Here is a 6,973-nt window from a genome sequence, read left to right on the forward strand (position 1 = left end):
AAACGGAAATGACAGCCAGTATGAAACCTGAGGCTCAAGACCATATGAAGAAAGTTATCCCTTTAGGTCGCCCCGGCCAACCTAGCCATATTCAACAAAGTGTGGTGCACATTTTTGAAAATAATTACCTTACAGGCCGGGTCATCGATGTCGATGGTGGACTAAGAATCTAACTCCCAATGGCAACAAACGAAAGTGAATGCAAGCAGGCTATACTGGCCTGCTTGGCGAGCATCCCCAGCGGGCAAGTCTGTTCTTACGGGAAAATAGCATCCCTGGCAGGGCACCCAGGCAAAGCACGTTACGTCGCCTACATATTAAAACAACTACCTAAAGACAGCCGCATTCCTTGGCACCGAATAATTAATGCTCAAGGAAAGTGCTCCTTCCCGATAGGCTCCGATAAGTTTCTGGAACAAACTTCACTGTTGGAAACAGAAGGCGTGCCTATGCCACTGAGCTCTACTTCTATGTGCCAATATCTCTGGCTTGGCTAAAAGACAATTCAAGTAACATTAAAATTTCACAGCGAAACACAGAAATATAGTCTAAATTTAAGTAGATTCACTTGAAATAGTCATGTGCCGGGTACTTAATGAGAACTCGACTCCTGCTTTCCTAGGTTAAAAAGCATTTTCAGCACGCACTCTAAAGTGAAGTAGAGATAACCTTGTAACATAGAAAATTAATGACTCTACGTTCATTAAGTAACATGCAGTACAAACGAAAGCTATGAAGTACCATAAACTCATTCTAGAGCAGATCGAAAAGCACCTATCAGAAGTGCCGGATGACCCTCGCATTACTGCATTTTTGAATGCCGTACATAATAGTTATGTCGAAGCTGATGAACAAAGAACAACCCTCGAGCGCTCCGTTCAACTGTCAGCAAAGGAACTCATTACACGCAATAAAGAACTAGAGCGCCAAGTTACAGAACTTAAGATAACCCAGAGTGCGCTTAAAGAATCTCATTCACTATTGCATGCAAGTTTAGAGTCGAGCCATGAAGCTCTATTAGTGCTCGATCTGGAAGGTAGAGTCAGACTCTACAACCCAAATTTCTGTGAGATGTTCCGTATCGACCCTGAAGAAAAGAACATCAACCATATAGCAGACTTTCTAAAAGAAACAGAAACCCTCATCAGCGAGCCAAACTCACTGACAGCCGAGTTTAAATTCAGCCTCGAGACTCCCAAAGAGCAGCGTCTGTGTGAAATAAAAACACTAAAGGGTCGAACTATTGAGGCATATTCCAACCCCCAGACGAAAAACAACTCTGGCGAGATTATTGGCCTGGCTTGGAGCTTTAGGGATATCAGCGAACTAAAACTCAAAGAAGAGGAAGCCCGTCACCGAGCTTATCATGACTTGCTTACTGGCCTACCTAACCGCAGGCTTCTATCAAACAGGCTCGATACCGCCCTGACTTCGGCAAGTCAAAACAAAGACCAGACGATTGTCCTGTTTATCGACCTTGATGGATTTAAAGATGTAAATGACTCTCTGGGACACGGTGTTGGCGATGCACTACTCAAGGCCATAACTCTGCGCCTTGAAGCCGAGCTGCCCCCTCACACACTACTATCTAGACATGGTGGTGACGAATTCATTGCAGTGATGGAAAAACAAGATGGCACAGATAATGCCAAACAATTTGCACAAGCAATTGTTGACTCTTTTGGCACACCATTTCATTTAGGCAATGAAGATATTTACATGAGCGCGAGTATCGGCATTGCCGCCGCCCCCGATCACGGCAATGACTCCGACAAATTAATTAGTAATGCTGACATTGCCATGTATCAAGCCAAAAAACGTGGCAAAAATACATATGTGATATATCAAGCAAGTGAGAACGACCAGCCAGCGCATCGCTTAAAAATACGCAGTCAGTTAAATGTTGCGCTAGAGCAAGAGCAGTTTGAGTTATTCTTCCAACCCAAAATTGATCTCGACACTGGCTCCATCAAAGGCGCTGAAGCACTGATCCGTTGGAAGCAAGAAGATGGAAAATATCGCAACCCCTTTGAGTTCATCCCAATTGCTGAAGAAAATGGCCAAATTATTCCTATCAGCCAATGGGTAATTCATCAATGCTGCAAACACCTAAAAGAGTGGCAGACCTATCTTGACTCCGACTTCATATTGGCACTCAACATTTCTGCACGTCACTTCCATAGAGGCTTGCTTCAAGAAGACCTAGCACGCTCACTGGGCACATTTGGAATTGACCCTTCAACACTTGAGCTTGAAGTGACTGAGACCGCAATTATGGACGATTTGGACCTGGCAGTTCAGACGCTCCACGAAATAAAAAGCATGGGTATCAGAACCGCAATAGATGACTTTGGTACAGGCCACTCATCTTTGAGTTATCTGAGAAAGTTACCAATTGAAATCCTCAAAATTGATAAGAGTTTTATTGATGAAATTCTCGTATCACAGGAAGATCGAACCTTAGTTCGAGGCATCATTGAGATGGTTCATGCACTGGGAATACAAGTCGTCGCAGAAGGCGTCGAGAACCATCACATGGCTTCGCTCCTTCAAGATATGCATTGCGACCTTGTTCAAGGTTATCATTATTGCCCGCCAATATCGGAAACAGACTTCATTGAACTTATCAAAAACAGACAATGCTATATTTAACGTTAGCCTACTGTCTATGAACGAGAGCCGCTAAGCATCCTTAAACGCAGAATAACGTTGAATCCAATATATTAAGGCAATAACGGGGACACCCATCAAACTCGCAAGTAAAAAGAAGTTTGAGTAGCCCAAATTATCAACCATACTCCCCGAATACCCTCCGATTACTTTTGGCAAAAGCGTCATCAGCGAACTAAATATTGCATATTGAACAGCGGTAAAAGACACATTGGTCAGGCTTGAAAGGAAGGCTATAAATGCCGCACTGGCCAATCCTGCCGTTAGGTTATCGGCCGAGATCACAAAATACAGCAACTCAATATTATGACCCGACTCTGCCAGCAGCATAAACAAGAGATTAGTTGCGACGGTTAAAAAAGCACCGGTATAAAGCATTTTGATCACACCATAACGAGCAGATAACACGCCTCCTAAAAATCCCCCTGCGATCGTCATAAATAGGCCAAAGGTTTTTACAACCGTCGCGATCTCTGTTTTGCTAAAGCCCATATCCTGAAAGAAAACATTCGCGATTACCCCTAAGACAATATCTGAAATACGATAGAAGCCGACAAATATCAACAATAAGACCGCTAGCTTTAGACCGTAGCGGCTAAAAAACTCTTCAACGGGAGCAATATAAGATTGATGTATGAGTGTCTTTTCGTAAAAGGGGGTATTGGCCATCGAACGAATAAACAGTGCGACAGTTAAAAGCCCTGTAAGCAGGCGTAAACATTCAACTAGCAAGTTCCCTAAAGCAGAGTTCTTAAACAACTCAGCCAAGAAGATTTTCAATTCTGCAGCCAGTTCAGAGCCTAGAATATACACCGATACAAACAGTGCAATACTGGCGACAAATAACAGCAAAAACCTCAGATATTGAGCAGAAGTAAAAGCACTATTTGTATCATTACTTGTGCTCGGCTCTCTCACCATGCAGGTCGTAGCAAGCCCGACTAACATGGTCAAAGACATCAGCAAGTAGGTAGATCTCCAAGCATCATAGACATATTCCTCACCAGATGAGCCAAAAGAGCTGGCCAGTAACAAAGCCCCTGCTCCCGAGACCAGCATGCCAATACGATAGCCCGCAATATAGGTGGAAGACATCAATGCCTGCAGGTCGGTGCCAACAGACTCGATTCGATAGGCGTCGATTACAATATCTTGCGTCGCCGATGAGAACCCCAGCATCACAACCGCAAAAGCCATAACGCTCAAAGCACTTTCTTGAGCCGGGTTAACGGCAGCTATCATTGCGATAGAAGACATAACAGCTAGCTGGGAAATCAATAACCATGCTCTTCGACGCCCCATTCTGGCTGTTAGCAAAGGCACAGGAAGGCGATCAACAAGTGGCGCCCATAAGAATTTGAAAGAATAGGCTAAAGCCGCCCAGCTAAAATAAGTAACCGTCGAGCGTTCGACCCCTGCTTCACGCAACCATAAAGACAGCGAAGAAAATATTAACAGTAAGGGAATTCCTGCCGAAAACCCGAAGAACAGCATCGACAGAACCCGAGGGTGCTTTAGAGAGCTTAAAGACTGGCGCCAGCCTAAGTGTGCTTGAGACATATTTTTATATTTTCATCGCGAATTGAAGATAAAAGCACCCTAAAGGAAGCAACAGCCGATTCAGCGTTCTAAGCTTAATCTCTAAAATTATTGAATTGCAGCGGAATATCAAGATCCGATTCTTTGAAGAAGCGCATCACTTCTTGCAAGTCATCTCGTTTTTTACCCGTAACACGAACTTTATCACCTTGAATTGCCACCTGAACTTTAAGCTTGGCTTCTTTCACCATCTTAACCATTTTTCGTGCAACATCTTTATCAATTCCCTGTTTGATATCAAAACTTCTTTTAACTAACTTGCCCGCTTTACTGTCACCCGCCTCAGTCAGAGAACGAACATCAAGCTTTCGTTTAGCAAATGCCATCTGCAGCATTTCGATAAGCTGTTCAAGCTGAAAGTCCTGCTCGGCTGAAAAAGTGACTCGTGTCCCTTCGACAACAATATCGGCCTGAACATTTTTAAAGTCCCAACGGTTACCTAGTTCACGTTTTGCTTGATCAATTGCATTTGTGACCTCATGCATGTCAAGTTCTGAGACCGTATCAAAAGATGGCATGGTATACTCCCGCGTATCATTAACAATAAATTTTCCCCATTATAGCGGGTAGTGACTTGAGTAGTTACTTGAAAAATCAGTTTCAAGAGAATCTCTTGTAAATGACTTTCGCACAAAGCTAAAAACACGTCTAAACTGGGGAAACAATAATAAAGCTGAGTAACTTTTTCTCGCAGTAGAATTTTGTAGCAACTAAGCACGCTGACCATAAGCGCTTAGCGCTACACGCGATAGCCGAAATAGTAAACGGATTTGTATATCGTATTGAAGAATCAGAGACTCGGATAAGGACCTGGACTCATGCCCAATCTCGATCTTTCCATTCTAGTAGTGGATGACACAAAATTCAGCAGCACAATCATAGCCAAAACGCTTGGCAAAGCAGGCTATAGAGACGTCCGCATCGCCAACGATGCCAACACAGCCCTAGCGATGCTAGACAAGCGCCAAGCTAGTGTACTCATTGCAGATTGGTTAATGCCAGAAATTGATGGCTTAGAGTTAACAGCTCAAGTCCGGCAGTTAGATGAGCAAAACAACCACTTTACTTATGTAATACTCTTGACAGCGAAAGAAGGTAGCAGCGCTCTAAATGAAGCCTTCGACAAAGGTATCGACGACTTCATCTTCAAGTCAGAAATGTCTAAGCAACTTCTTCCTCGCGTGTATGCCGCAGACAGAATGTCAGAGCGACAGAATACTTTACTGTCTGCAAATCATTTGCTCATTGAAAACAATAAACACCTCGAAGAAAAGAATATTGTCGATATTGAAACAGGTATTGGTAATAAACGTCTCGCGCAAGAGACTTTAGCAAACTTTCTGAGGCACACCGAGTCTCGTGGTGGCGCAATTAGTTACATGCTAATTGATATCAAAAACTGGCCTGTCATCAAAAAGCAGCACAACCACATGACCTGTGAAGAAGTCGCACTAGGTATAACGCGCCGCTTAAGAAGCCTAATTCGCCCCTTAGATGTTCTTTGCCGCGTTGCAGAACATCAATACGCGATCATCGCTAACTTTGGCAACATAGATCATTGCTCTATCAGTTCTTATCGCCGCATTCATGATGGTATAAATCTAAAATCTTTCCGCACAGCTTCCGGTTATGTGTCAGTCAAAATCGCATCATGTATTTGTACAGTTGATGATAGTGCCTCAGTGCCGCGCGTAAGTGACATAGAAGAAGGCTGCCAACAGCAAATGCGCCAGGCAATTGAAACAGACACGATTGTAATCTCTCGCTGGAAGAATGAGCCGAACACTAGCATACTGTAAATAGCCCGATTAATACTCCAAAATGGGATAGCACGGCAAGGGGTTGATCATGCTAGGGGTGAAACCCTCCGCCTGCCGTTTTCGTTATTTATTCAATATAAGTAGACTGCCAAAGCCTGTAGACCGAGCCGTCTATAGGCTCGCTAGCAGGCTAGTACATCACATCACAGCACCTCACAATAGCAACACAATCCCTTACAAGACCTTACTCAAAAACTATATTGTTACGGCCTCTTATAACCTAGAATTATTTTCGTGGATTTGAGTAGTATCCCCCGTTAGCGGAGGGTTTTGTTGTACCTCCGCTGTTTTTTCGGGCTGCTATTATCCAAAGCTATTTACAAGTTCTTCATCATTTTCGTTTTGCTTATCTTCAAGCAATTTAGGGCTAAGTTTTTATGAACTTAGCCTTTTTTTGTGTCTGTCCGCTTTAGTAAAGGCGTGTTCTTAGCACTTTCTCCAGGTCATCAGATAACAAAATTTCAAACCTGATACCGATAAAAGGGTTAGTTTTATATTCATATTCCCTAGGAAATGTTGTGCCAATATTCAACTGATAGAAAAACCAGCCTTTATACAAATTACGTCGATAGCGAATTTGCGCAAAATACTCTGATACAACGGTATGATGCTGTCGTTCATCGGCAGAAAATCCAAACGAGTATTCCAGCGCTCGCCGCTGATTGATGTCATGGAAAAAAGCAAGGTTTTGAACGTATCGCCTGTGTCCGTACCTTTCATACCAAACAACGGAAGACTGTAGACGAAGCAGATAAAAGTCACCAACCAAGCGATCAAAATCGAAAGATGATCGGGCTCCTGCCCCCCGGCTTTCATACCAAAACAACTCTGGAGAGAAAGTTAATGACCACTTTTCTGACAAACTCCAGCTACGAATTCCTCGA

Annotated in this window: 7 protein-coding genes; 4 read left to right on the forward strand and 3 right to left on the reverse strand. The window is 43.4% G+C overall.

Going from position 1 to position 6,973, the window contains the following annotated elements; genetic code table 11:
* The first annotated feature begins 8 nt into the window (after positions 1 to 8).
* The 3 genes from A3735_RS09480 to A3735_RS09490 all read left to right on the forward strand — a co-directional run bounded on the left by A3735_RS09480 (position 9) and on the right by A3735_RS09490 (position 2,652).
* Complete coding sequence (locus A3735_RS09480; protein ID WP_255375159.1) at positions 9 to 173, forward strand: hypothetical protein; 165 nt, start codon at positions 9 to 11, stop codon at positions 171 to 173.
* A 6-nt stretch (positions 174 to 179) separates the two neighbouring features.
* Positions 180 to 497, forward strand: coding sequence for an MGMT family protein (locus tag A3735_RS09485; protein ID WP_068509027.1), 318 nt, complete (start codon positions 180 to 182; stop codon positions 495 to 497).
* Positions 498 to 732: 235 nt separating this feature from the next.
* Positions 733 to 2,652, forward strand: a complete 1,920-nt coding sequence (locus A3735_RS09490) for an EAL domain-containing protein (protein WP_068553714.1) — start codon at positions 733 to 735, stop codon at positions 2,650 to 2,652.
* A gap of 30 nt (positions 2,653 to 2,682) precedes the next feature.
* Here the strand turns inward: A3735_RS09490 and A3735_RS09495 are convergent, their stop codons facing one another.
* The gene (locus A3735_RS09495) at positions 2,683 to 4,230 is read right to left on the reverse strand and encodes an MFS transporter (protein ID WP_068516461.1); all 1,548 of its coding nucleotides are present in this window, start codon (positions 4,228 to 4,230) and stop codon (positions 2,683 to 2,685) included.
* 74 nt (positions 4,231 to 4,304) lie between these two features.
* Positions 4,305 to 4,787, reverse strand: coding sequence for a YajQ family cyclic di-GMP-binding protein (locus A3735_RS09500; RefSeq protein ID WP_068516464.1), 483 nt, complete (start codon positions 4,785 to 4,787; stop codon positions 4,305 to 4,307).
* A 300-nt stretch (positions 4,788 to 5,087) separates the two neighbouring features.
* On the opposite strand from A3735_RS09500, the gene A3735_RS09505 reads away from it, so the two are divergent.
* On the forward strand, positions 5,088 to 6,068 hold the full coding sequence (locus tag A3735_RS09505; RefSeq protein WP_068516467.1) for a response regulator: 981 nt from the start codon (positions 5,088 to 5,090) through the stop codon (positions 6,066 to 6,068).
* 430 nt (positions 6,069 to 6,498) lie between these two features.
* On the opposite strand, the gene A3735_RS29595 is transcribed toward A3735_RS09505, so the two are convergent.
* Positions 6,499 to 6,973: hypothetical protein (locus A3735_RS29595; protein ID WP_231882518.1), on the reverse strand; the 475-nt coding region annotated here is incomplete at its 5' end.

The sequence above is a fragment of the Oleiphilus sp. HI0061 genome (assembly GCF_001635675.1).

What these genes read in the sequence shown, in the direction of transcription:
- A3735_RS09480 (WP_255375159.1), top strand. Translation starts at nt 9, where the DNA reads ATGACAGCCAGTATGAAACCTGAGGCTCAAGACCATATGAAGAAAGTT.
- A3735_RS09495 (WP_068516461.1), bottom strand. Translation starts at nt 4,230, where the DNA reads ATGTCTCAAGCACACTTAGGCTGGCGCCAGTCTTTAAGCTCTCTAAAG.
- A3735_RS09490 (WP_068553714.1), top strand. Translation starts at nt 733, where the DNA reads ATGAAGTACCATAAACTCATTCTAGAGCAGATCGAAAAGCACCTATCA.
- A3735_RS09500 (WP_068516464.1), bottom strand. Translation starts at nt 4,787, where the DNA reads ATGCCATCTTTTGATACGGTCTCAGAACTTGACATGCATGAGGTCACA.
- A3735_RS09505 (WP_068516467.1), top strand. Translation starts at nt 5,088, where the DNA reads ATGCCCAATCTCGATCTTTCCATTCTAGTAGTGGATGACACAAAATTC.
- A3735_RS09485 (WP_068509027.1), top strand. Translation starts at nt 180, where the DNA reads ATGGCAACAAACGAAAGTGAATGCAAGCAGGCTATACTGGCCTGCTTG.